The sequence below is a fragment of the Deinococcus alpinitundrae genome (genome assembly GCF_009982895.1).
Taxonomy (GTDB): Bacteria; Deinococcota; Deinococci; order Deinococcales; family Deinococcaceae; genus Deinococcus; species Deinococcus alpinitundrae.
On the sequence record NZ_WXZL01000012.1, the window covers coordinates 80,480 to 103,460 of the forward strand.

Here is a 22,981-nt window from a genome sequence, read left to right on the forward strand (position 1 = left end):
CTCATTTCTGGCCTCCGGTATAGAGCACGCGGTAAAGAACGCCGCTCTGGTCGTCAGTAAACAGCAGCGAGCCGTCGGTGTACTGCGCCACGCCTGCCACCCGCCCGAACTGCTTCCAGGTGTCGCCTTCTTGGTACACGAAACCAGAGATGAAAGGGGTGATGGTGGTGGGTTGATTGTTACTGAATGTGACGTGGGCGATCTGGTAGCCGCTCGGCTCGCTGCGGTTCCAGGATCCCCGGTAAGCCACGAACATGCTGTTCTTGTAATCGGCGGGAAACTGATTGCCGGTATAAAACGCCGCGTCGATGGCCGCCGCATGGGCGGTGTAGTTGAGCAGGCTGCCCTGGGTCTGGGCGCAGTACTCGGCCTTGGTCACCTTGCCGGGCATGCTGCTGAGGTTCACGTAGGGATCAGGGTTCTTGTCGCCGTAACAAAATGGCCAGCCGTAGTTCTTGCCGCGCTCGATGACATTCATCTCTTCCGGCGGGATGTTGTCGCCGTGCCAGTCGCTGCCCTGATCGAAGCCGTAAAGCACGCCCGTCACTGGATGCCAGCCGAAGCCGATGGTGTGGCGCAGGCCGCTGGAGTAGATCTCGCGGCTCTTGCCGTCGGGGCTGATGCGCAGCATGGTTGCCTCCTCGGGGTTGGGCGTGCGCGAATCGTTGTTGGTACTGCCGAAGGCCGCGTAGAGGTAGCCGTCTGGCCCCCAATGCATGCCGCGCGCGCCGTGCTGCCCGGCGTCGGGAAAGCCGTCGGCGAAGACACGCGGCACGCTCAGGCTGCCGTCTTTGGCCATGTCCATCACCCAGATGGTCTTCTCGGCGGCCACGTACAGCTTGCCGCCGCGCACCGACATCCCGTGCGCCGAACTCATGTTCTGGGCCACCCGCTTACGCTCCACATTCTCGATCTGGCCGTCGCCGTTCACGTCCTTGAGGTACCACACGTCGCCCTGCTTCATGCGGCTGAGGTAGATGCCACCGTCCGGCATGACCAGCAGGCTGCGGGCGTTGCCCAGGCCTGTCGCCATTACCTTGAGCTGGAATCCGGCGGGCACCTTGAGACGGCTGAGTTTGTCGGGCGTGAATTCCAGCGCCACTGGCTCCAGACGGGTCGCGGTGACTGTGGCGGCGGGTTCTGGGGGGATGATCGGCTGGGGCGTGGGGGGCGTCTTGGGCGTGGTCTGGGCTGGCAGCGTCTGGGCCAAGCCTATGCTCAGCGTCAGCGCCGCACCGAGGGCCAGCAAACAGCGTCGGGAAGTCATGCTGAGCAGCATGCGGGAGGGGCAGGAGTAAAAATTGACGAAACCTCACCTTATTGGGAAAAACTCAAGGTCAGATGGAATCGTCTTGAGGTAATCCTGGCACTTGTCTGAGTCGAAAATTAAGCTGGATTCACAAACAGCGGCAAGTCGCTGGCCCTTGCCGCGCCTGCCGCCACCGCCCGGCGGTGCAGTTCCTGTACGGCTCGCACCCCTTCTGCACCCACATCAAGGCTGAAGTCGTTCACATACAGATCAATGTGCGCCTGCATCACCTCGTCGGCCATTTCCAGGGCGTGTTGCCGGATGTAGGCTTTGGGTTCCTGCGGGTGGGCATACGCATATTCCAAGCTGGACCGCACCGCCTGATTCAGTGCCCACTGCATCTGGGCGGGCAGATCACGGCGCACCAGAATCGCACCGAGCGGCAGCGGCAGCCCGGTGTCTTTTTCCCACCACGCCCCCAAATCGAGCAGTTTGGTCAGCCCGTGCTGCGGGTAGGTAAAGCGCGATTCGTGGATGATCAGCCCGGCGTCCACCGGAACGCCGCCGAGTTCGCCGCGCTCGACGGCGGGCATGACCTCGTCGTAGCGCACCCGCAGCACCTTCACCTCCGGGTAGACGATTTTCAGCAGCAACTCGGCGGTGGTCAGCGCGCCGGGCGACAGCACCGTCTTGCCGTTGAGGTCGCCGAGTTCTTCCCGCGCCACCACCAGTGGCCCCACGCCGCGTCCCAGCGCGCCGCCGCTCCTGAGGGCCACGTACTCGTCCATGACCTCGAAGTAGGCCCGGTAACTGATCTTGGTGATGGGCAATCTTCCCGCGCTGGCCCAGTCGTTGAGCGTCTGCACGTCTTCGAGCACCTCGCGCACCGGGGCCGGGGTGGCGACCTTGCCGTGCGAGAGGGCGTAGAAGATGAAGGTGTCGTTGGGACAAAACGAGTAACCGAGATCGAGGGGTGCGGGCGTTGGATCGGCGCTGGTCATGCCTCCAGGCTACGCCGGGCAGAGTGGGGCAAATGGGCTGGGCGCGGGAGTGGGTTCGTTCAGCTGCGCAAAGCTCCCGGTGTCAGCGGCTCGGTCAGCAGTTGCCCGAACGTCACCGTGCCGCGCTTCACGGCTTCCCGTACCAGGGTGCCGCCCACGCTGTAGGTGAAGATGTAGGCCCGGAAGGTCGGCTGCGCGATGAACTCCAGGCTCTTTTGCGCCCGCTGCGGCGTGGCGGCGTTGTAGTGCCGGAATAAGTCCAGCACTTCCTTCTCGGGTGCGCCGTCCGCGTGAAGCAGCATCGCGGCGTGGCCCGAGACGCCCTTGAACTTCTCCTTGAGCTGAGCCAGGCGCAACGCTTCTCGCACGGCGTCGGGATCGATTCCCGCCACGCTTGCCAGGTCGCCGGTCAGCCACGCGGCCACCTCGTCCGGCGTCATCACGGCGTCCAGCGCGTTTACGGCAATGCCCTCGCTGACCACGCACTCCGGCGCGTTGATGAGCTGAATGCCGTGCTCGAACCAGCCCTTCTCGCGCACCAGCCGGGCCTCCTTGGCGGCGTGCTCGGTGTGGTGGCCGGGGTAGCCTTCGTGGGCCAGCAGATCGGGCAGGCCAGTCAGCGTCACTGGCAGGTCAGTGTTGATGTCGATGCGGCTTTGCAAATTGCCCAGCGGCCAGTTGTAGCCGCTCCAGGGCTGATTCTTCACCAGCCCGATGCTGAAATTCTCACCGTCCGGCAACCCGAACTGCTGGGCCGTGCGCCGCCGCAGCTCACTCAAGATGGGTTCGGCCACCCGCAGCAGCTCGCCCGGCGACACCGTCACCCGTGAGCGCACCGCTTCCTCGCGCTCCTCCAGGCTGCCCTTGCCCGGCAGGGCGGCGTCGAGTTCCTTGAGGGCCGTGTCGAGTTCGCTCAGGTCGGCCCGCACCGGGTCGATGTCGTAGAGACCGCGCACCTCGTCGGCGTACGGCAGCCGCTCTCCGGCCAGCATCCGTGCCAGGGTATGCATCGCCCGTGTCTGTGCGACTAGAAAGGCGCGGCGGCTGGGGTCGGGCTCGGCCTGCACATCATGGTGCAGCGCCCCGGCCTCGCTCGCCAGGTCGGTGGTCGGGCGCAGCGTGCGGTCGGCCAGATCGTCGGGGCCGCCGTAGCCGTCGATGAAGCCGGGCGAGTGGGCGTCGAGCGCGTGCGCCAGACGGATGTAGCGGCGGGCGAGGTCGTCAGGAACCGGGGCGAGGGCAGCGGAAGCAGGCTTAGTCATGTTCGGCAGGATAGCCCCGGTCCGCCTCCCGTATCCTGCCGGGCGTGACCCTTTTCGATCCGCCCGCTCCGCTGGCCGAGCGCCTGCGCCCCCGCAGCCTGGCGGAAGTGGTGGGCCAGCACCACCTGCTCGGCCCCGGCAAACCGCTGACCCGCACCCTGGCCTCCGGACGGCTGGGGTCGTTCATTCTGTGGGGGCCGCCGGGGGTAGGTAAGACCACCCTGGCCCGCTTGATGGCCCGCGAGGTCAGCGCACACTTCATCCCCCTCTCGGCGGTCTCAGCGGGTGTCAAGGATGTGCGTGAGGCCACTGCCGAGGCCGAACGCCTCAAGGGACGCGGCATGCGGACCATCCTCTTTCTCGACGAGATCCACCGCTTCAACAAAGCCCAGCAAGACGCCCTGCTGCCGCACGTGGAGTCGGGCCTGCTGACCCTGATCGGCGCGACCACTGAGAATCCCAGCTTCGAGGTCAACCCGGCGCTCCGTTCACGCGCCAGGACATTGGTGCTCGAAGCGCTCAGTCAGGAGGATGTGCGCGGCCTGCTGGAGCGCGCCCTGAGCGATCCGCGCGGTTTGCCCGGTGTCGCAGCCCAGCCGGAAGCGCTCGACCTGCTCGCCCGCTTGGCTGACGGCGATGCCCGCCGGGCGCTGAGTACCCTGGAAGTCGCCTCGACGCTGGCTGACCCCATCACGCCCGAAGCCGTCACCGAGGCATTTGGCCGCCACCTGCCGCAGATGGACAAGGGCGGCGAGGATTTCTACAACCTGATTTCCGCTCTGCACAAATCGGTGCGCGGCAGCCATCCCGACGCCGCGCTCTACTGGCTGGCCCGCATGGTGGAGGGCGGGGCCGACAGCTTGTACGTGGCCCGCCGGATCGTGCGGATGGCCGCCGAGGACATCGGACTGGCCGATCCGCAGGCGCTGCGGCTGGCGATTGCCGCGCGCGACACCGCCGAGTTTCTGGGCAGTCCCGAGGGCGACCTGGCGCTGGCACAGGCGGTGGTCTACCTTGCGCTCGCGCCCAAGAGCAATAGTGTCTACACTGCTTGGAAAGCGGCCCTCAACGCCGTGCGTGAGGGGGAGCACCTGCCGGTGCCGTTGCACCTGAGAAATGCCCCCACTGCCCTGATGCGCTCGCAGGGTTACGGTCAGGGCTACGCCTACTACTTCGACGATCCCGAAGGCAGCTTCGCCCAGACCTATTTGCCGGAAGGCCATGACCTTACCCTCTACCGCCCGGATGGGGAAGGCTGGGAAACAAAGGTCAGAGAACGCTGGCGCAAGTTACAAGCCGCACATCGGGGCGAGCCGGAAAGTGAATGAGAAAAACTTGAACTGTTCTTTAGGTGTTTATGGTAAATCGGTCAGACAACGCTCAGGTTGAGAAAATCATATTCAGCTTCTCGGACAGCCGGAAGATGATTCTAACGCGAGAGACACTCGCGCGCCTCTTAGAAATCCCATTTCTTGCTGCTTCTCATGAGCTATACGGTACTGAAATCCGTGCTGCGGCGAGTTTTTTGTGTTGACACTGCTCATCCCCCTTCGTATACTCTCCTACAGGATTCACATTCTTGCCGGAGATGTGGAGTGGGTGAGTGCAGCGGGGGATACAAGAAAGCAGGAAACTCGGCAACTGCTTTTGGACGCCTCTCAGTGTACAATCACACTCGGCATGAACAGAGCAACAATGAGAAACCGCCTTTTCCACGGGAGGAAAGCATGAAGAAGAAATTTGGCCTTTTGGCCCTCACTGGCGTCATCGCATTGGCGTCCTGCTCACAGGGAACTACGCCTGGCGTAAGTTCCTACGATCTCACGGTCAACCTGACCGGCGACCTGACCTCAGGTAACTTTGCTGTGACGGGTACGGACACCGCCACTGTCAGCGTTGCTGGTGGTACCGGCAAGGTCAACCTCAAGAAGGGTACCTACACGGTCACTGCCCCGACCGTGGCCGGTTACACCTTCTCGCCGACCAGCAGGTCGGTCGACCTGACCACCACCAACCAGACGGTAACTTTTACTAGCACGAAAGATGCCGTGGTAGTAACACCGCCTGGGCAGACCACCGCGGTGTTGACCATTGACCTGGAAGGCGTGAGCAAAGCGCCCGTGACCATCAAGGATTCCAAGGGCGCTGTGGTGGCGGGTTACAACAACGTTCTTGTCGCCGACAACGACACGGTCACCCTGCCCAGAGATATTTACACCATCATCGCTGGCGACGTGACTGGCTTCACCGCCCCCAGCGGTAGTGTGGCGGCCAACCTGACCGGCGGCAATGCCACGGCCAAGCTGACCTACACGGCCGTGAGTACGACAACGCCTGTAGTCCTGAGCACCATCAAGATCAGCAGCCCCGCCAACGGCGCGACCGTGCCGTTCGGGCAGACCCAGGTCACCTTCGCCGTCACCGGCAACCTGACCGATGTGGTCTGCACCGTCGGCGGTGTGACTGTGCCCGCTCCTGGCGTGGGCGCGAGCGGCGGCCTCTGCACCATCAGCATTCCTGACGTTGCGGGTCCTGTCATCGTCACGGTCTCGGGTAAAGACGGCAACAATGCCAATGCTCCGGTGAGTGACAGCGTCGTGGTCAACGTTGCTGCCTCTAACCCGAACCCGACCACGGGCCCGATCCAGTTCGACCCGGCCCAGCAAATCGTCTTGGGCGCGGACGGTACGGTTGACGACAGCAAGAACGATGCCGCCGATATCACCGCCCGTGTCTTCACCAATAACGGCTGGCGTGACCTCGGCCAGGGCCTCTCGACGGGCGGTGCGCCCACTTCGGACGTTTACACCTACGTCAAGGGCACTGTGAATGTCAACTACGCGGCTCCGGCTGGCACCACCAAGGTGGAAGTCCTCCTAGCCCGCACCACCGGCACTGACGTGCCCACCGCTGACGATATTCAGGCAGCTGATGTCCTCAATGTGGATACCAACGCTGCTGGTACGGCCAGGACTGTCACCACCGCCTTCGACAGCACCAAGCTCGGCGAATTCCAGGCCGTGCCGGAGTGGTTGGTCGTTCGCGTCAACAGCACCCAGCTGTACTTCCGCCGCGTCGTGGCAGACAACACCGCGCCGCAGCCTGCCCGCCCCGACTTCGAGGGTGCCAAGCAGGCCAACTCGAACGTCATCCGCAACTTCCGTGGTATTCAGAACAACAACTTCGCGCGCGGCGCAGTTGATGTGTTCACGACCAACCGCGATCTGCAAGACCAGCCGTTTGGCCGCGCTCCGCAGACCAGCACCGTCGCGCAGCTGCGCCCTTCAGGCTTTGAGAGCATCCGCTACTTCCTGGTGCCCTCAGCGTTGGTCGACCTGACCCCTGGCCTGCGTGACAGCGACGGCGTGCGCGTTGCCAAAGCGATCCGCTACGCCTTCAAGACCGGCCAAGGCGTCATCGCCAGCGCGCCTCAGCTCTCCGTCGGTGCGTCGGGTGACTTCCGCACCCTGTTCGACAGCAGCACCACCACCGTCTGCACCGGTGGCGTGCCCGTCACGTCTCCCAAGGCTGCTGGCTTCGTGCCCGACGGCAAGTACCGCCTCTATGCCCTGACCCGCGACCAGATCGGCAACGAAGCGGCCAGCCCCGAGTACCAAGTCGTCACCTTCGACAACGTCGGTCCCAATGTGTCCGGCCTGACGGTGCGCGACGCTTCGCCGCTGCCCTTCCCCTCCACCAACCCTGCACGCTTCATCAGCGACGTGGCGCAGTTTGGCGGAGCTACTATCTCCGATCTTGGTATCGGCTTTGATCCCAGTGCGCCATTCGTGGCCAACATTGGTAGTAAGCAAATCTCTCTGAACGTGACCAACATCGCCAACCCCGTCAACGGTGTGGTCGGCTCGGTGGTCTTGGGTGCGACCACCTTCGACACCAACCCGATCAGCGACGGTCCGTACAGTGTCGGCCTGAATTCGTTCACCGACGCGCTGGGCAACCTGCCTACCTACTGCGCTCCGCAGGCGCTGATTATCGATAACACCGATCCTACCGTCACGTTCAACCGTGTCTCTTCGGCTGGTGTGGTTGAGAGCGGCACGCCTCAGAGCGTCGAGACCCTGGCCAGCGACTCCACCTCGGGCATCTACACCAGCATCCTGTTCTGGAACGACTTCGCTGGTGCTGACGCTGCCCAGACGCGTACCCGCGCCAAAGGCTTTGTCGGCGCGCCGGTTGAAATCAAGCGTGTCTACAAGGATCTTGATCTGACGGCTGGTGACGGCAGCCAGACCAACGTGGCGAACAATGCCACCTGGAATGCGCTGTATCCGGTGGCGACCTACAACGTCTTGCCCTACCCCCCGCTGGCAATGAACCTCAATACCATCGCGGTTGACCGTGCCGGTAACGCTAGCGTCTTGACTCGTGGGTTGCAGGTAACGCCGCGCATCACCAACGTTGCCAACCAGACGACCAATCTCCCCAACATCCCGCTTCCCTTCGTCTTGCCGACCCTGGGCAACTCGGATGGTTACCGTTTTGACCGCGCCGCCAATCATCAGCCCACGGCTTCGCGCTTCATCAATCCGGTTAATGCCAACGGCACCACCTTGACTGACGCTGGCAAGCCGCTGCTCTTTGGCGCGACCCTGCCCAGTGAGGACGCTGTGCTGTCACTGGCTGTCAGTGGAACCGCAACCCAGAACGGCTTTGGTTCAACCCAGACCGGTGGAGTCAGTGCTGGTGCTGACAAGATCAACGCGGTCACCGGCTACGGTGGCTTTAACCGCAACGACTGGGCCAAAGTGCTGACTTACCTCAACACTCGTCCCACGGCTAACCTGAATACGTTCCAGGTCGCCGACCCCAGCCTGGCCTTCCAGAACAACCTGGAGCTCGGTGCGAATGTAACCAACAGCAACCTGTTCCAGGCCCGTGTCGATTCACGGACCCTGAACGACGGCGGTACTGCGCCTTCGGCACGGCAGGCTGCGCCCTGGTTCAAGCTTGGCGACCTCAGCACCGCCAACCAGTTCTACAGAGTTGACAGCGACCTGCTCAACAACCTGTACTGGACGCGCGGATACGACAGCAGCACATACGGCTACCTGATTGCTGATAGCAAGGTACCCCTCAACGCCTTCTACGACGAGATCACTGGCATCGTCACCGATACCGCTGGTTCGTACAACTTCTACGGAGAGAAGACGGGCCGCTAACCCCAGCCCAGTTCCACTTAAAAGGTCCCCTTCATTGGGGACCTTTTTTGTTGTCTGGGCTGTGCAGCGTGTGGGGCGAGGGTGGTGGGTGTCCGCTATCATGCAGCCATGACCAGCCTTCCCACTCCTCAGCGCCAATTCTTCGGCACCGACGGCATTCGCGCCGTGGCGGGCGAACATCCCCTGACCCCTTTATGGGTGATGCAGCTCGGTGCGGCGGCGGGCGAGGTGCTGCGGGGGCGTCACCTGCGCCCCAGCGTCGTGATCGGCAAGGACACCCGTCAGAGCGGCGACATGCTCGAAGCGGCGCTGGCTGCTGGGCTGACCAGCCGGGGCGTCAACGTGACCCACCTGGGCGTGCTGCCGACTCCCGGCGTGAGTTACCTGACCCGCGAACTGCAGGCCGACGCGGGCGTGGTGATCAGCGCCTCGCACAACCCCTACCAGGACAACGGCATCAAGTTTTTTGGAGCCACCGGCGAGAAGCTCAGCGACATCCTGGAAGCCGAGATGGAGGCCATGCTTAGCGGCGTGGCCGACCTCGCGCCCGTGACGGGCGTGGACATGGGCAGCGTCACCAATTATACCGAGGCCGAGCGCCTGTATGCCAGCTTTCTGCGCTCGCACGCGCCAGACCTGTCGGGCCTCAGAATCGCTATGGACTGCGCCAATGGAGCGGCCTACCGGGTCGCGCCGCGCATCTTCCAGGCGGCAGGTGCGGACGTGTTCGCGGTGTATACCAACCCCGACGGGCGCAACATCAACCGCAATTGCGGTAGCACCCACCTGGGCCACCTCAAGCAGTTGGTGTGTGGCGATAGTTTCGATCTGGGCGTGGCCTTCGACGGCGATGCCGACCGCTGCCTGTTCGTGGACTCGCGCGGCAATGAGATTCACGGCGACCACATGCTGCTGCTGGCCGCCCGCGCCCGCAAGGAGCGCAGCGTCGTGACCACCATCATGAGCAACATGGCTTTGGAAGTGATGCTCAAGGAAAGCGGGGTGTCCCTGGAGCGCACTGCCGTCGGCGACCGCTACGTCCACGAGCGGATGCAGGCCAAGGGGCTGACTCTGGGCGGCGAGCAGAGCGGCCACATACTGTTTTTGGACGTGTCGCCGACCGGGGACGGGGTGCTGAGCGCTTTGATGACCCTCAAGGCCATGAGACAGCTTGGGACCACGCTGGATACCCTGCACGACGAGCTGGTGATGTTTCCGCAGACGCTGATCAGCGTGTCCGTCAAGGACAAGCAGGCCGTCAGCAGTGACCCCCAGGTGCAGGAGGCGCTGCGGGCGGCGGAAGTGCAGCTCTCGGGCCGGGGCCGGGTCAATGTGCGGGCCAGCGGTACCGAGAGCCTGGTACGCGTGATGGTGGAGGGCCAGGACGCCGCCGAGATTCACGACCTGGCGCGGCAACTGGTGGCCGTGATCGAGGGCTCTGGCGTCTAGCGGGCGTCAGTCTTTAAGTACTCGAACTCGGCTCCCAGGGTTTCCAGATGCCGGAAAAACAGCGGGTAACTCTTGCGGATGTGGTGCGCGCCGGTGATGGTGATGGACCGCTCGGCGCGCAGGCCCAGCAAGGTCAGCAGCATGATCATGCGGTGGTCGCCGTGGCCGCTGACTACCACGTCGCCTGCCAGTGACGACGTGCCGGTGATGCTCAGGCTGCTCTCGGTTTCGCTGACACTCAGGCCGAGCTTTTCCAGCTCGCGGCGGGTATCCGAGATACGGTCACATTCCTTGAGACGCAGGGTGAACACGTTTTCCCAGGTGGTCGTGCCCTGGGCACAGGCGGCAGCGGCGCACAGGGCCTGCACCGCGTCGGTAAAGCCGTCGCCATCGCGGGTCACGGCTCTCAGCGGCTCCCCGCCGCGCACCGTTAGGCTGTCGCCTGTGCGCTCAATGTCCGCGCCCATCTCGCGCAGCACCGCGACGGCCTCGCGCTCGCCCTGAAGGTCGTTTTCGCGCAGGTTGCCGAGCCGCACCTCGCCCGGCAGAATCGCCGCCGCCGCCAGAATTGCCGCCGAGCCGGGGTAGTCGCCCGGCACCATGACCCGCTCGGCGCGGTACGGCTGTCCACCGGGAACGCGGATGCGCGACAGGTCGTCACTCGAACTGGCCCGGATGCCGAAGGCCGCCAGGGTGTCCAGCGTCTGGCGCAGCGGGGCGTGGCTCTTGATATCGCCGGTCAGGCGCAACTCCAAGCCTTCGGGCAGCAGCGGTGCGAGGAACAGCAGCGCCGAGGTGTACTGGCTGGACTTCTCAGCCGAGACTTCGACCATGCCGCCGCGCACCGGGCCGCTGATGGCAATCGGCAACCTGCCGCCGTCGCTGCTCACCTGCGCGCCCAGCCGTTCGAGGGCTTCGAGCAGATCGCCCTGGGGCCGCTTGCCGAGCGAATCGGGATAATCGGTGACGAAGGTGGTGCCGGTGGTCAGGCCCGAGACGCCCATCAGGAAACGCGCCACCGCCCCCGCATTGCCGGGGTTGAGGGTCACGCCCGATGCAGGAGCCGCTCCGAAGCCGCGAATGACGGCGTCCTCACCGACGAGTTCGACGCCCGCGCCCCAGTCCTTGAGGCAGCGCAGCATGGCGGCGGCGTCCTCGCTCCGGGCCACGCCCACGACGCGCACCGGGCCGTTGCTGCTGGACTCGGTGAGGGCCGCCGCCAGTAGAAAGCGGGTGGTGTAGTTCTTGCTGGGCTGGGCACGCAGTGTGCCGCGCAGCTCGCGGGCCGGGTGAACCCGCACGTCGAAAGTGTCGGGCAAGCCGTCGGCGTGGGCGTGGGGAGGATGCAGGGCGGTCATGGAAACAGGGTAGCGCCCACAGCGTGCCCAGCCGCCGGGGTTGAGCAGATACGTTTACGGTTTCTGCCGCATCGCCGCGTTGAAGGCTGCCGACCCGCCCCGCCCGATGCTCAGCGTCTGCCACTCGTCGCCGCGTAGGGTCTTGACCAGCAGCACCAGTTGGTAGACGTGCCCGCTGTAGTGCATGACCTGGCGCTGCACCGCTTCCAGCAGGGTGTGCGTCTCGCCCCGGATGCTCAGCGTGCGGGTCAGGTCGGCAGGGGAGAGGTGATCCAGCGCGTCCAGAAAGACCGCCCAGCCTGCCTCCCAGACGGCCCAAAGTTCGTCGGCACTTAAATTGCCCTCCTCAAACTCGGCGTCGCGGTTACGGCCAGTGGTCTCGCCGTCCAGCCCAGCGGTGTAACCGTGTCTCAGGCCCGCCCAGCGCGAGTGCATGTTGCCGCCGAGGTGCTGCACGATGACAGCAGCCGAGTTACCGCCCGGCGAGAGGACCGTGTGCCAGTCCGTCTCCGGCAGTTGCGTCAGTGCGCCCTCACCCAGCTTCTTGAGGCCACGCATCCGCGTCCGTACGTCCATCAGGTAGAGGTGGGCCACATCAGGCTGAGCTTCAGTCATGGTCCATTGTCTCGCTGGATGGAGACAGGGGCAAGGGCATTCTCACCTGGCACCAAGCTACTTCTGCGGATAAGTGCGCCCCTTCCAGGTCACTTGCCGTCTCAGCGCCCGGCGATACGCGGGCAGGGCCAGCAGCGGTGTGAAGGGCGCGAGCAACCCTTCGGCCAGATCAAGCGGGTGGCGGCGGCCCGTGACCAGATTGACCAGACTGCGCTCCAACAGCCCGGCCAGCCGTAGGCCCAGCACGGCCCGTCCACCCGGCAGCAGCCAGGGCAGGGTATAGACCGCCAGGTGCCAGAGGCCCGACAGGATCAGCAGCGGGCGCGAGTGCAGATGAATCGCCAGCGAGTTCTTGCCGAAGCCCGTCACCGAGGCCAGGTAACTGCCGTACATGGTGACGCCCACCGCCGACGCGCCCAGCGCCAGGGTCAGCCGCCCGCCCTGCCCCTTGAGGCGGCGGGCCAGCTGGGTGTCCTCCAGAATCTGCGCCCGCACGCCGCTGTAGCCCCCGACCCGCTTGAAGGCGGCGCAGCGAAAAGCCATCAGCTGGCCGTTGCCGGTGCTGAGGCTCGGCTGCGGCCAACTGACCATCGGGTACGGCAGGTAGCACAGCACCACCGCGTCCACCAGCGGCGTCAGGAAGCGTGCGCCCAGCGTCAGTCGTTCGGGCCGGGGCAGCACGCTCAGCAGATCGGCGTGCTTGTCGTCTAATTCATGCAGAATCGCGCCGAGCGCGCCGGGCTTCCAGGCCACGTCGGCGTCGGTGAAGATCAGCACGTCGCCACTGGCCGCCTCGCCGAGTTGCTGACAGGCCCAGGGCTTGCCGTACCAGCCCTCCGGCAGCGGCTGGCCCCGGATGACGCTCGCGCCCAGGGCGCGGGCCAGCTCCGCCGTGCCGTCGCTGCTCTGGTCGTCAAGCACGATCACCTCGTCGGCACCCTGGGCCAGCAGCCCCGGTAAGGTGCGCGGTAGGTTGTGGGCCTCGTCGCGCGCCGGAACCAGCAGCGACACGCGTGGGCGCAGGGATGCTGCTGGCGTCTCACGCGGGTGCAGGCGCGGAAAGGTGAGGGCATTGGTCAGCAGCACCGCACCTTTGACGGCGAGGAACGCAGCAGCAGTGCCGAGGTAAAGGGAGAGCAGGCGGGAAGGCGGGCGGGGCATGCAAGCGGCAGTTTAGAGTCTGGGCCGCGCCGGAAGCCGGGGGAAAAGGTACGGAAGGAAAGGAGCTGGGTTGCTGCTCACAGCGTCACGATCAGCCCGCCCGCCGTGAGGCCCGCGCCGGTGCCGACCAGCAGCAGCGTGTCGCCTGCTTGTGCGTGGTCCCCCGTCAGCGCTCGGTGCAGGGTGAGCGGCAGGCTGGCAGCGATCACGTTGCCGAGCGTCGGCAGCGTCACTTCTATCCGGTCCTCGGGCCAGCCGTAGCGCCGCATCAGGGCCAGGCCCGCCGCGCTGGCCTGGTGCGGAATCACCCGGTCAATGCCCGGCAGCCCGGCGCTGAGGCCGGGGCGCAGCCGCTCCAGAAAGCCCGGTACCACCCGGCTGGCGAGTTTCAGGATGCTCAGGCCGTGCATCTCGAACAGGTAATCCTCGCGCTGGATGCCGCGGGGGCTGCGGTCATTGAGCAGGCTGCCCCCGCCCCGGATCTGGGTGTGGGCCGCGCCTTCCGGGTAGGTTTCGAAGCGGGCGGCGTGCAGACCCTGGGCCGCGTGCTCGGCAGGCCCCAGCAGCACTGCCGCCGCGCCGTCTCCGATCAGCAGGCTGCTCTCGGCCTCAGCGAAATTCAGTCCCAGGCTGCCCGACTCGCTGCTGATGATCAGGATGTAGCGTGCTCGCCCGGTGCCGATCAGCAGGGCGGCATGCTGGAGGGCCAGCAGAAAACTCAGGCAGGTGCCGTGCAGGCTGTAGGCGGCCAGTCCGCTCGCGCCGAGTTCGCGGGCCAGCAGCGCCGCGCCGTCGGGAATCGGCTGAAGCTGGCTGCCGGAGGCGTTGAGCAGCACGTCCACCTCGCCGATATCGAGCTGGGCTGCCGAGAGCGCTTCCCGGGCCGCCCGAGCACCGAGCGCCAGCGCCGTTTCGCCTTCCGAGAGCCATCTCCGCTCACGCACTCCGCTGCGCGCCTCGGCCACGCCAGCGGGCACGCCGCACAGGGCCGCCACCTCCGCCGTCGTGACCACCCGCTGCGGCAGCGCCTGGGCGGTGGAGAGGATTCGAAACGGCAGCGAGGTGGTCATACGGTCAGTTTGCGCCAAATCGCGGCGGCGCGCATCACTCAATGCCAGCTTTGCACCACCCGCCGCCGCTTGGCTCCCGGCGGGTCGGGCCGCAGCGGGCCGAACATCAGCTCGATGTCGCCCACGCCCGAGCGCGCCAGGGCCGCCCTCACCTCGCGCTCCGCTCCTGCCCGCAGGCCAGGCAAGTCCGGGTCGAGCTGAAGGTGTAGCTGGGCCGCGCCCACCTGTTCGGCCCGGTACTCGCGCAAATCGGCGACCCGGTTGAGCGCGCCCCGCACGAAGTCCGGCCAGAGGGTGAGGCGAGCACCAGAGGCCGAGGGCAGGTTCAGGGCGTCGTCCTGCCGCCCGGCGATGCGCGCCACCCGCCGGGCCGCCTGCCCGCAGGTGCAGCCCGGCGCCAGCACCAGCAGATCGTTGAGGCGGTGACGGATCATCGGCTGGGCGCGGCGGCGCAGATCGGTCAGCACCGGGCGCAGATACCCGCCCTCCAGCGGTTCGAAGTCGAAGTGGACGTGGGCCTCGTTGAGATGCAGGTGGCCGTGCGCGCAGGGCAGGGCCAGCAGGCCCTCGGTGGCCTGGTACACCTCCACCACCGGGCCGAACCCCGCTTCCAGGGCGGCGCGGTCGGCGTCTTCCAGCACCTCGGCCACACTGACGACCCGCTCGGGGCGGGCGGTGGCCCCGGCGTCGAGCAGCGCGCGCAGCACGCCCGGCGGGCCGATCAGCAAGGTGGGCCGGGCAGCGCTCAGGCGCTCGGCCAGTTCATCTATGGGCCGCAGCAGATCCAGGAACTTGAAGTGCAGGCGCGAGCTGCCCACGCTCCGGTAAAGCTGTCCCTCGGCCCGCAGCACGAAGGCGACCCGCTGACGCCGCAGCAGCCCCGCAGGCCAGCCTGGCAGCAGGTGGCGCAGCACCACCCCGGCCCACTGAAGGCGCTCGGCGCGGCTGACCAGGAAAGCCCCCTGGCTGCCGCTGGTGCCGCTCGACAGGCCCACCGTCAGGTTTCCGGGCAAACTGGGCGAGAAGTCGCGGGTGTCCTCGGCGCGGCGGGCGAGTGCCAGCACGCCTTCCAGCGTGACCCCGGCGGTGTTGAGCGTGCCGAAATTCGCCATCATCTCGGCCTTGCCGATCGGAGGAAGTTGCCGCCACTGGTCCACGCCCAGTCCCGCTTGCCGGAAGCGCTCGGCGGTATACGGGCTGTGAACCGCCACCCAGCGCAAATGTTCGGCAGCCAGCCGGGATTGGTGGCGTTCCAGCACGGCACGGTCACGAAACAGCAGGCGGCCCTCGTTGAGCGCGTGGCCCAGCACCGTCAGGCGATCAAACATCGTGTTCCGGTTCCGGTGCATCGTGGCTGACGATCACGCGGGTCCGGGGATGCGCGGCGAGCCAGTCGCGGAGGTGCTCGCGGCTGCGCTGGCCCTGCACCGCGTCCCAGAACAGCACATTGGACAGCGCGTGGCCCGCCTCGCCGCTGCGGGCGGCTTTCACGCTCCAGGCGGCGTCGCTGGCGAGTAGGGTCAGGCCGAGGCCGTTCCCGTCCAGCGCAGCGGCGTCTCGCGTGCGGACCACCAAAGCGATCATGCCCGGCGCGTGGCCCGGCACCGGCAAGGCGTAGACGCTGCCGTCGCCGAACACGTCGGCCACCGTTTCAAACGGAGCGAAGGCAGGTGGGGCAGGCTCGAAGGTCAGTGCCCGACTTCGGGCCTCGAAATCGGGTGGCAACAGTTCCGGCAGGAAGGCCCGCCGCACCGCCCGCAGGCCGCGCAGGTTCCGCAGCGGCGGGTAGGCTCCGGCGTCGAGGTGAAGCTCCGCTGCCGGGAAGTCGCGCAGCGCCCCCACGTGGTCGGCGTGCAGGTGCGAGACGATCAGGTGCCGCACGTCCTGGGCCGTGATGCCCAGGCGGGCAAGCTGGGCCAGCGGCGTTTGCCAGGGCCGCAGGCGCACCGGCGTGACCAGTCCGTAGAGCAGGCCCGGCCAGCGCCGCATCAGCGCCGGGACCCGGAAACTGTAGCCGGTGTCGAACAGCACCGCGCCCCGCGCCGGGTGCAGCAGCAGCGCAAAACCGGCCGGGTAAGCCCGAACCCGCCAGGCTGCGCCGCGCTCGGTCAGCGCCGCGATGTTCAGGCACTCGCCTGCCGAGAGGGGCACGACCCGTACGGCGGTCATGTCAGCCCCGCCAGCACGGCGCTCAGGCCCTCGCTGGGGCTGACGACCGGCGCGTAGCCCAGCCCTTCACGGGCGCGGCGGAGGTCCAGCGTCATGGGCCGGGTCAGCAGTCTCAGGCCGCTGGCGGTGACGGGCGGTTCCGGCTGGCCGGGGCGCAGGCGGTAGACGCCTTCCAGCAGCGTGGCCGCCCCCTCAGCCAGCTTTGCTGGAACGTAGCGCGTCGGGCGCGGCACTTGCAGCGCGTCGGCCAGCTGATCGAGCGTGGCCCAGATTGGCACGCTTACCCCATCGGTGATGTTGAACACCCCGGCAGCGTGTCCTTCCAGGGCCAGTCGCGCGGCGTGAATGACATTGTCCACGTGGGTCAGCTCGGTGTGAACTTCGTGGTGGGTCAGGCGGGGCAGTCGCCCGGTTCGCAGCGCCCGCGCCAGCCGGGGCAGCAAGCTGGCATCGCCGGGACCGTAGAGGCCGCGTGGTCGCAACAGGGCCGCGCCGGGCATGACGGCCTGCACGGCCAGCTCGGCCAAGTATTTGCTGCGGGCGTAGAGGCTGTCGAAGCGTGGTCCGATCGGCGTGGATTCCGGCACCTGATGGCTCAGACCGGTGCCGTTGTAGACGCTGGGCGTGCTGACATGCACGAGCCGCAGCCCCCGCTGAGCGCAGGCCCGCGCCAGCTGAGCGCTCACCTGCACGTTGTCGGCGTGGAAGTCGGCCCAGCGGCCCCACAGCGCCGAGCGGGCGGCGCAGTGCAGCACGGCGTCTACCCCTTCCAGCAGCGTGCCGGGATCGTTGCGGAGGTCGGCACGCTGGAAGCGCACCCCTGCTCGCTCCAGCCCCGCGCCGCGCACCGTGTTCCGCCCAGTGCCGATGACGCGGTGGCCCGCCTGTACCAGCGCCCGCGCCGCTGCGCCGCCCAGGAAACCGGTGGCTCCCGTGACCAGAATTCGCATGCGTCCAGCATAGGGGGTGCGGGCGAACAATCAGGCCTTACACATCATACACATCACACTCACGTCACTTATGCTGGTAGAACCATGACCGAGCCCCCCGCTCCGCTCGCCAGCCCACTGACCGTAGTGCCGCCGCCGCCTGCGCCCCGCGATGCCCTGCCGCTGGCGCTCACGGCGGGTCTGGCGCTGCTGGCGCTGGCGCTCACTTACCGCTCCGACGGAGCCGGGCTGAACGTGGCCCTGATCGACGCCGCCCTCAGCGGAGCATTAATCTGGACCGTGCGCTACCGGGGCACCCGGCCCCAACCCGCCGCTCTGCTGGTACTGGGCCTGGGGCTGGTGTGTGCCCTGGGCCTGGTCTGGCGCGGCGGCGATCTGATGACCGGCCTCAATGCGCTCGGCGCGCTGATGGCCCTCAGCCTCGGGGCGGCTTTCGTGCGGCTGCCGGGGCTGGCGCGGCTGGGCACGGGTGAGGTCCTGACGGCCCTGCTGCTCAGCGGCGGGCGGGCAGTGTACGGCTTTCCCACCGCGTTTTTCCGGTTTCCCTGGGCGCGGCTGCGCGGCGGACTGCGCCAGCGGCAACAGGGCGGGCGCGTCCTGGTCGGCGTGCTGCTGACCATTCCGGTGCTGTTGGTATTCGGGGCGCTGCTCGGCTCGGCCGACGAGCGCTTCGGAAAGCTTCTCGCGCGGCTGCTGACCTGGAACCTCGGCGACCTGCCCAACTTGACCCTGCAACTGGGATGCTGGCTTTTTTTTCTGGGCGGCTTCAGTCACGCCGCCCTGCTCGCGCGCCGCGCCGCGCCGGACCTCTCGGATGTGGAGCGCGCCGTTCCCAAGCTTGGATTGATCGAGCTCGGCCTGCCGCTGCTGAGCCTCAGCTTGCTGTTCTGCGTGTACCTGGGTCTTCAGGCCAGTTCTTTTTTCGGGCGTGATCTGGAGGCGGGCCTGACCTACAGCGCCGCGGCCTGGCAGGGCTTCGGTCAGCTCGCCGCCGTCGCTGCGCTGACACTGGCGCTGCTGCTGCTCAGCCACACCCTGTTGCGGCGCGAGTTGCGCCTCAACCTGGCCTACCGGCTGATCGGCGCCGCCGTGCTGCTGCCGCTCTCGCTGCTGATCGTCAGCGCTTACCTCAAGCTCAGCGCCTACATCAGCGCCTACGGCCTGAGCGAAATCCGGGTGCTGGGCGCGCTGTTTCTGGGCTGGGTTAGCGTGTCGCTGCTGGCCTTCGCGGTGCTGGGCTGGCGCGGGCGGCTGGAGCGCTTCGCCTACTTCAGCCTCATCAGTGGTCTGGGGTTGATCGCCGGGCTGAACGTGGTCAATCCGGGCCGCCTGATCGCCGCCGTCAACATCCAGCGCGACGTACAGGATGTGCGAACTGCTGAGCGCGGCAGCCGTCAGGCCGCCAGTTTCTCCCCCTTGCTCGACCTGGGCGCGGACGCCGTGCCGCTGATCGTGGCCCACCTTGGTGCCCTGACCTTCCCCGGTGGCGCGCTCTCCACCGCTTCCGGCCAGGACCTCAAGCCCTCGCGGGGCCAGGCCGAACAGCGCCTGCGTGAACACTTCCCACCCTCAGCCGACTGGCGAAGCTGGAACTGGGCGCGCTGGCGGGCACAGCAGCAGGTAGAGCGACTGGGATACTGAGCGCTGTGGGGCGCGGTGCGGCATGAGCGCACAAAGAGGGGCCAGCGCACCGATGGCGGCTGGCCCCTCCTGCTTTCCGGCTCCGCGCTGTCTGCCACGTCTCCAATTCGTTGCGGACTTCAGCTTTTCAGCGTCTGGTTGACCCACTGCTTCATCGGCGTGGTGGGCCGCCCGATCAGCTTGCTCAGATCGCCACTGTCGGTATAGAGTTCGCCCTTTTCCAGGTGGGTATCGGCGTCGGCCAGCTTCTCGGCCAGCGGCGCGGGCACGCCGAAGCCCCGGAGCAGCTCGGCGTAGGCGGCTTCACCCATATTCTGATACGCCACCGGGCGGCCACTGGCAGCCTGCACCTCGGCGGCCAGCTCACCCAGCGTGAACGCCTGATCGCCGCCGAGTTCGTACACGGTGTTGTCCTGATCGGGCAAGGTGAGTACCGCCGCCGCTGCCGCCGCGTAATCGGCGCGGCTGGCGGCACTCACCCGCCCTTCGCCTGCGCTGCCCGGCAGTGCCCCGAACTGGGCGGCCTGCGCCACGTTGTAGTTTTCCAGATACCAGCCGTTGCGTAGGAACACGAAGGGAACGCCGGAAGCCCGGATGTCGGCCTCGGTGGTCTGGTGGTCGGCAGCCAGGCGCATCTTGTCGGTGGCCGCGCCCAGAATGCTGGTGTAGGCCAGCAGCTTGACCCCGGCCGCTTTGGCGGCCTCGACGACGTGGCGCTGCGGAGTGGCCCTATCCGCGACATCGTTCGACGAGATCAGCAGCAGCTTGTCCACACCCTGTAAAGCGGGCCCCAGCGTCTCGGGCTGGGTGTAGTCGGCGCGGCGCACCTGCACGCCTCTGGCGCTCAGGTCGGTGGCCTTCTGGGGGTCGCGCACCAGCGCCACGATGTCGGCGGCGGGGGTGCCCAAATCGAGCAGGGCGTGAATGGTCAGCTGGCCGAGGTGGCCGGTGGCTCCGGTGATGGCGATCATAAGACTCCTATGTCGTTCAGGTGCTGAACGGGGTGGGGGAGAGGACGGATTTGTGAGGTGTATAGAAATGCCTTACACCTGAAGCCAAAAAAATCAGCCCGCTTGCTTGAGGGACGCACTCACCTCGGCCAGCGTGATGTGGGCGAGTCGAGCTTCCAGCGCGGCCTGGGCCTGTCCAAAGACATCGTCGAGCACCCCCTGAATCCTGGCCCCCACTGGGCAGGCCGGATTGGGGTGCGGATGGATTTTGAGCATGCTGTTCGGCGCTTCGGCGGCCCGGTACACGTCGAGCAAGCTGATCTGCGAGGGCGGGCGGGTCAGGCGAGCGCCCGGCACGCCGCGCTGGGTGTTGAGCAGCCCGCTGCGGCGCAACAGCCCGGTCACTTGGCGAATAACCACCGGGTTGACCCCCACGCTGCCTGCGATGAACTCCGAACTCAGGGCTTCGGCCGAGGAGTCGATCAGCGACAGGATATGGACAGCGATGGAATAGTGGCTGTTCATGGTGTCGGCCCTCCCATGCCTTGTAGGTATTTTACTTACATCTTGGCGAATGTCAAGAACGGTCCATTCTCCTGGTCGATCGGTGAACTGCAACACCGGGTGAAACCGCGTTCGGCAGCTTCACCCGGTGGCGCTGATTTGCGCTGGTTACTTCCGGTACACCTGGTAACTGCCGTTCTGAAAGCGGATGCTGCCGCCCTCGAAGTCGCCCGCCCAGCCGCCGTTCATCAGGAACTGGTCGCGGACGGGGAAGCCCAGGAAGCTGCCGGAGCCGCCGAGGCCCTGGTATTTTTTGAGCAGGTCGCCGGTCAGCCAGAAGGTGCCGTATTTCTCCGAGAAATACAGCGCTCCGCTTTGAAAAAAGCCGTAGAGGCCGGTGCTGCCGTAGGTGTTGCGGGTGATGATCTTCTCGTCGCCCGCCGCCCAGCCCAGCCGGGTGGGGGGTTTGGTGCCGCCGCTCTCGGCCTGACTCAGCGCCAGATAACGCTCCAGAATGCGTCCGTGCACGGCGTAGGCCCGGTTGCTGCCGTCGGCGTGCAAGATGACAGCGCGTCCGTAAGCCGCCGCTCCGCTGAACTTCTGCCACACGCCGGTGCCCCAGCGCGACACGTAGCTCTCCGCGCTGCCGAGGGCCTGTGCGCCGCTGGTGCGGTCGAAGGCTTCGCGCACGGCGCTGTCGAAGCTGCCGTCGGCGCGCTCGCCGGGCTGAATGGTGGTGACGGGGGTGGGTTGCACGGGCAGCGGCTGGACCGGCGCGGGTTGGACTGGTGCAGGCTGCACGGGCGTGGGCGGCGGCACCAGCACGACCAGCGGGCCGGTGGCCTGCGGATTGCCCTGACCGCGCACGCCGACGCCGTAGTAGGTCACCGCTGTGACCCAGTCCTGGGCATCGAGGTCACCCACCGCCCCCGACAGCACCTGACCGAGCTGGGTTTCATTTTGCACTGTCACCGAGGCGAAGCCCTGTGCTCCGGCAAAGCTGGCCACTTCCGAGAGGTCGAGCGGGGAGCGGCTGGCCAGCGCCAGAATCCGGTCCTGACCGCGCGGGCCGCCCACCGTCAGGGTGTACTTTGCGCCCTGGCCGGGAAAGACCGTGCGCTGCCCGGCCGCCACGAAGTTGCCCTGGGGGCCGTCGTAGCCGTTGGGCACGAACAGACTGATCTCGCCCGCGCTGTTGACGTCGAACAGGTACACGTAGGCGTCCTGGGTAACCTGCACGCCCACCCGGATCGCCTCGCCGATGCGGTAGTTGGCCGTGCCCCGGCCCTGGGCGTCCTTGCCCACCCACACCCGCACGCCGAGCGAGGGCTGCGCCGGGTTGACGATGATGCTCTGCGGACTGAGGGTGGCTCCGCTGGCGTGGGCAGGAGCGGCGAGGAGGGCGGCAGACAGGGCCAGCAGCAGAATTTTCGTGGTGGGCATAGGGAACCTCCAGACAGCAGAATTCAGATACTGCCCACTGTTGGCCCGCTGCCTGACTCAAAGCTGAACGGCGCGGCGATGTGAAGGCCGCGTCAGCTTCGGCCCGGCCCGCGCTGCACTTCCCAGCGTCCATGCTGTTGCCGGTAGCCCAGCTTCTCGTTGACCCGTAGCATCGCAACGTTGGCGGTGTGTTTGTGGGTACGCACGCACATCACGCTGTCCGCTTTCGAGCGCCCGAGCAGTTCCGTTTTGAGCGCGTAGGCCAGATCTTGCCCGCGCGCGGCCTCACGCACGCTAGTCATCTGGTTGTAGGCCATGCCGGGAAGGTTCAGCGCTGCTGTAAAGCCGAGCAGTTCAGTGTCCCGGCGCGCGCACACCAGCCAGTCTGGATGCAATTGCGGATTGAACTGCAACGCTTTGCGGGCCGTCTCCCAGGACCATCTCGGCAGGCCCTGGGCGTCGGGTGTCTGGGCGAAGGTGTCGATCAGCAGGGCCGTGAGTTCGTTCCAGTCGCTCTGACTGGCCCGCGTCATATCGCCGAGTTCAACGCCCGGTGGCAGCGGCGCGCGGTTTGGGTCAGGGGCGAAGGTCTACGGATTGAGGACGCTCTCGAAGCGGTGGGCGTGGAGGGCAAAGCCCCGTCGCTCAGCCCAGGCCAGGCCCGCTGAGTCGTCGTCTTCGATGTTGGCCTCAGCGCCGATCTGTGTCCGCGCCCGCGTGCCTACGGCTGCACCCACAAGCCCAGCCGTACCGAGCCGGGCGGGCCGAAGTCGTTGGGTGCCCATTCGCACACGGCCAACACCTCTGAGCCAGCCTCGATCAGCCAGTGGGCCTGGTGGGGCAACCGCCCGGCGCGGGCCTTCAGGCTCGCCAGGTTACGCTACGGCCCAGCAGTGCGGCGTAGAGCGGCAGCAGGTGGGGCAAGTCATTCGCGACAACACGACGGGGCACCGTAGAAGACCTCAGCATCGCCTTCAGT

General features: G+C 66.7%; 19 protein-coding genes. 4 read left to right on the top strand and 15 right to left on the bottom strand.

Annotation, left to right across the window (positions count from 1 at the left end; genetic code table 11):
* Position 1: 1 nt before the first annotated feature.
* The 3 genes from GUI70_RS12675 to GUI70_RS12685 all read right to left on the bottom strand — a co-directional run bounded on the left by GUI70_RS12675 (position 2) and on the right by GUI70_RS12685 (position 3,512).
* The gene (locus GUI70_RS12675; protein WP_161882674.1) at positions 2-1,267 is read right to left on the bottom strand and encodes a PQQ-dependent sugar dehydrogenase; all 1,266 of its coding nucleotides are present in this window, start codon (positions 1,265-1,267) and stop codon (positions 2-4) included.
* A 119-nt stretch (positions 1,268-1,386) separates the two neighbouring features.
* Positions 1,387-2,250 (bottom strand): 1,4-dihydroxy-6-naphtoate synthase, encoded by an 864-nt coding sequence (locus GUI70_RS12680; RefSeq protein ID WP_161882675.1) that lies wholly within the window; start codon positions 2,248-2,250, stop codon positions 1,387-1,389.
* Positions 2,251-2,309: 59 nt separating this feature from the next.
* Positions 2,310-3,512 carry a DUF885 domain-containing protein gene (locus GUI70_RS12685; protein WP_161882676.1) on the bottom strand — a complete coding sequence of 401 codons (1,203 nt, stop codon included), beginning with the start codon at positions 3,510-3,512 and terminating at the stop codon, positions 2,310-2,312.
* Between the two features lie 44 nt (positions 3,513-3,556).
* Here GUI70_RS12685 and GUI70_RS12690 point away from each other — a divergent pair, with 44 nt between their 5' ends.
* The 3 genes from GUI70_RS12690 (at position 3,557) to glmM (ending at position 10,141) form a co-directional block, all read left to right on the top strand.
* Positions 3,557-4,840: a replication-associated recombination protein A gene (locus GUI70_RS12690; protein WP_161882677.1), complete on the top strand. Its 1,284-nt coding sequence runs from the start codon at positions 3,557-3,559 to the stop codon at positions 4,838-4,840.
* 399 nt (positions 4,841-5,239) lie between these two features.
* Positions 5,240-8,692 carry a hypothetical protein gene (locus tag GUI70_RS12695; RefSeq protein ID WP_161882678.1) on the top strand — a complete coding sequence of 1,151 codons (3,453 nt, stop codon included), beginning with the start codon at positions 5,240-5,242 and terminating at the stop codon, positions 8,690-8,692.
* 108 nt (positions 8,693-8,800) lie between these two features.
* The gene (gene glmM, locus GUI70_RS12700; RefSeq protein WP_161882679.1) at positions 8,801-10,141 is read left to right on the top strand and encodes a phosphoglucosamine mutase; all 1,341 of its coding nucleotides are present in this window, start codon (positions 8,801-8,803) and stop codon (positions 10,139-10,141) included.
* Here the strand turns inward: glmM and aroA are convergent.
* The 7 genes from aroA to GUI70_RS12735 form a co-directional block, all read right to left on the bottom strand.
* Positions 10,138-11,499: a 3-phosphoshikimate 1-carboxyvinyltransferase gene (gene aroA, locus GUI70_RS12705; protein ID WP_161882680.1), complete on the bottom strand. Its 1,362-nt coding sequence runs from the start codon at positions 11,497-11,499 to the stop codon at positions 10,138-10,140. The genes glmM and aroA overlap by 4 nt on opposite strands.
* A 54-nt stretch (positions 11,500-11,553) precedes the next feature.
* Complete coding sequence (locus tag GUI70_RS12710) at positions 11,554-12,114, bottom strand: DUF1572 family protein (RefSeq protein ID WP_161882681.1); 561 nt, start codon at positions 12,112-12,114, stop codon at positions 11,554-11,556.
* Positions 12,115-12,171: 57 nt separating this feature from the next.
* Positions 12,172-13,275, bottom strand: a complete 1,104-nt coding sequence (locus tag GUI70_RS12715) for a glycosyltransferase family 2 protein (protein WP_161882682.1) — start codon at positions 13,273-13,275, stop codon at positions 12,172-12,174.
* A gap of 77 nt (positions 13,276-13,352) precedes the next feature.
* The gene (locus GUI70_RS12720; protein ID WP_161882683.1) at positions 13,353-14,345 is read right to left on the bottom strand and encodes a 3-oxoacyl-[acyl-carrier-protein] synthase III C-terminal domain-containing protein; all 993 of its coding nucleotides are present in this window, start codon (positions 14,343-14,345) and stop codon (positions 13,353-13,355) included.
* A gap of 38 nt (positions 14,346-14,383) precedes the next feature.
* The gene (locus GUI70_RS12725; RefSeq protein WP_161882684.1) at positions 14,384-15,673 is read right to left on the bottom strand and encodes a F390 synthetase-related protein; all 1,290 of its coding nucleotides are present in this window, start codon (positions 15,671-15,673) and stop codon (positions 14,384-14,386) included.
* Entirely contained in the window at positions 15,666-16,514 is an 849-nt protein-coding gene (locus tag GUI70_RS12730; protein WP_161882685.1) for an MBL fold metallo-hydrolase, read from the bottom strand. The genes GUI70_RS12725 and GUI70_RS12730 overlap by 8 nt, the downstream gene beginning before the upstream one ends.
* The gene (locus GUI70_RS12735; RefSeq protein ID WP_161882686.1) at positions 16,511-17,464 is read right to left on the bottom strand and encodes an NAD-dependent epimerase/dehydratase family protein; all 954 of its coding nucleotides are present in this window, start codon (positions 17,462-17,464) and stop codon (positions 16,511-16,513) included. Before GUI70_RS12735 ends, GUI70_RS12730 begins: the two co-directional genes overlap by 4 nt.
* Positions 17,465-17,548: 84 nt before the next feature.
* Between GUI70_RS12735 and GUI70_RS12740 the strand changes: the two genes are divergently transcribed.
* Positions 17,549-19,105, top strand: coding sequence for a DUF4153 domain-containing protein (locus GUI70_RS12740; protein WP_161882687.1), 1,557 nt, complete (start codon positions 17,549-17,551; stop codon positions 19,103-19,105).
* A 119-nt stretch (positions 19,106-19,224) separates the two neighbouring features.
* On the opposite strand, the gene GUI70_RS12745 is transcribed toward GUI70_RS12740, so the two are convergent.
* From GUI70_RS12745 to GUI70_RS12765, 5 genes are all read right to left on the bottom strand, one after another.
* Positions 19,225-20,076: an SDR family oxidoreductase gene (locus GUI70_RS12745; RefSeq protein ID WP_161882688.1), complete on the bottom strand. Its 852-nt coding sequence runs from the start codon at positions 20,074-20,076 to the stop codon at positions 19,225-19,227.
* 93 nt (positions 20,077-20,169) lie between these two features.
* On the bottom strand, positions 20,170-20,580 hold the full coding sequence (locus tag GUI70_RS12750) for an Rrf2 family transcriptional regulator (protein ID WP_161882689.1): 411 nt from the start codon (positions 20,578-20,580) through the stop codon (positions 20,170-20,172).
* 147 nt (positions 20,581-20,727) lie between these two features.
* Positions 20,728-22,002, bottom strand: coding sequence for a DUF4384 domain-containing protein (locus GUI70_RS12755; protein WP_161882690.1), 1,275 nt, complete (start codon positions 22,000-22,002; stop codon positions 20,728-20,730).
* Between the two features lie 92 nt (positions 22,003-22,094).
* Entirely contained in the window at positions 22,095-22,535 is a 441-nt protein-coding gene (locus GUI70_RS12760) for a GNAT family N-acetyltransferase (RefSeq protein ID WP_161882691.1), read from the bottom strand.
* 57 nt (positions 22,536-22,592) lie between these two features.
* Positions 22,593-22,787: a hypothetical protein gene (locus tag GUI70_RS12765; protein ID WP_237724883.1), complete on the bottom strand. Its 195-nt coding sequence runs from the start codon at positions 22,785-22,787 to the stop codon at positions 22,593-22,595.
* Positions 22,788-22,981: the final 194 nt, after the last annotated feature.

What these genes read in the sequence shown, in the direction of transcription:
- GUI70_RS12675 (WP_161882674.1), bottom strand. Translation starts at nt 1,267, where the DNA reads ATGACTTCCCGACGCTGTTTGCTGGCCCTCGGTGCGGCGCTGACGCTG.
- GUI70_RS12680 (WP_161882675.1), bottom strand. Translation starts at nt 2,250, where the DNA reads ATGACCAGCGCCGATCCAACGCCCGCACCCCTCGATCTCGGTTACTCG.
- GUI70_RS12685 (WP_161882676.1), bottom strand. Translation starts at nt 3,512, where the DNA reads ATGACTAAGCCTGCTTCCGCTGCCCTCGCCCCGGTTCCTGACGACCTC.
- GUI70_RS12695 (WP_161882678.1), top strand. Translation starts at nt 5,240, where the DNA reads ATGAAGAAGAAATTTGGCCTTTTGGCCCTCACTGGCGTCATCGCATTG.
- glmM (WP_161882679.1), top strand. Translation starts at nt 8,801, where the DNA reads ATGACCAGCCTTCCCACTCCTCAGCGCCAATTCTTCGGCACCGACGGC.
- aroA (WP_161882680.1), bottom strand. Translation starts at nt 11,499, where the DNA reads ATGACCGCCCTGCATCCTCCCCACGCCCACGCCGACGGCTTGCCCGAC.
- GUI70_RS12710 (WP_161882681.1), bottom strand. Translation starts at nt 12,114, where the DNA reads ATGACTGAAGCTCAGCCTGATGTGGCCCACCTCTACCTGATGGACGTA.
- GUI70_RS12715 (WP_161882682.1), bottom strand. Translation starts at nt 13,275, where the DNA reads ATGCCCCGCCCGCCTTCCCGCCTGCTCTCCCTTTACCTCGGCACTGCT.
- GUI70_RS12720 (WP_161882683.1), bottom strand. Translation starts at nt 14,345, where the DNA reads ATGACCACCTCGCTGCCGTTTCGAATCCTCTCCACCGCCCAGGCGCTG.
- GUI70_RS12725 (WP_161882684.1), bottom strand. Translation starts at nt 15,673, where the DNA reads ATGTTTGATCGCCTGACGGTGCTGGGCCACGCGCTCAACGAGGGCCGC.
- GUI70_RS12730 (WP_161882685.1), bottom strand. Translation starts at nt 16,514, where the DNA reads ATGACCGCCGTACGGGTCGTGCCCCTCTCGGCAGGCGAGTGCCTGAAC.
- GUI70_RS12735 (WP_161882686.1), bottom strand. Translation starts at nt 17,464, where the DNA reads ATGCGAATTCTGGTCACGGGAGCCACCGGTTTCCTGGGCGGCGCAGCG.
- GUI70_RS12740 (WP_161882687.1), top strand. Translation starts at nt 17,549, where the DNA reads ATGACCGAGCCCCCCGCTCCGCTCGCCAGCCCACTGACCGTAGTGCCG.
- GUI70_RS12745 (WP_161882688.1), bottom strand. Translation starts at nt 20,076, where the DNA reads ATGATCGCCATCACCGGAGCCACCGGCCACCTCGGCCAGCTGACCATT.
- GUI70_RS12750 (WP_161882689.1), bottom strand. Translation starts at nt 20,580, where the DNA reads ATGAACAGCCACTATTCCATCGCTGTCCATATCCTGTCGCTGATCGAC.
- GUI70_RS12755 (WP_161882690.1), bottom strand. Translation starts at nt 22,002, where the DNA reads ATGCCCACCACGAAAATTCTGCTGCTGGCCCTGTCTGCCGCCCTCCTC.
- GUI70_RS12760 (WP_161882691.1), bottom strand. Translation starts at nt 22,535, where the DNA reads ATGACGCGGGCCAGTCAGAGCGACTGGAACGAACTCACGGCCCTGCTG.
- GUI70_RS12765 (WP_237724883.1), bottom strand. Translation starts at nt 22,787, where the DNA reads ATGGGCACCCAACGACTTCGGCCCGCCCGGCTCGGTACGGCTGGGCTT.